1 protein-coding gene is annotated in these 456 nt (G+C 68.4%); it reads right to left on the minus strand.

The window, feature by feature from the left end:
• Positions 1 to 244 precede the first annotated feature (244 nt).
• On the minus strand, positions 245 to 456 hold a 212-nt coding region (locus AC1DYG_RS19700; RefSeq protein ID WP_477641542.1), incomplete at its 5' end, for a zinc finger domain-containing protein.

Raw genomic sequence — 456 nt, forward strand, 5'->3', positions numbered from 1 at the left:
CACGCAGGGCAAGCCGGGTCTTTCCGACGCCACCGATCCCGGTCAACGTCACCAGACGCGAGCGGGAGAACAGTCGCTTCACCTCGGACACCTCGCGGCGACGACCGACGAAACTGGTCAGCTCGAGCGGCAGGTTCCCGACTTGGCTCCGAACGGCGGCCGGCATCCAATCGCCACCCTCATCTCACGGCCCCCGATCCTCACGGTACGCCGGGACCGCCTCCGGGAGACTCGACGAGGACCGCTATCGCCCTCGCGGTCGCGGCTGACACTTCGGGCAGCTGTACGACGACCGATTCATGAACTTCTCGCGCCGGATCGGGGCACCGCACCGCGGGCAGGGCCGGTCCTCGCGGCCGTAGGCGGACAGCGACCGGTCGAAGTAGCCGGACTCACCGTTGACGTTGACGTACAACGCGTCGAACGAGGTGCCGCCCTGGGCCAGCGCCTCACTCA

It is taken from the genome of Pedococcus sp. P1_H8, assembly GCF_056405175.1.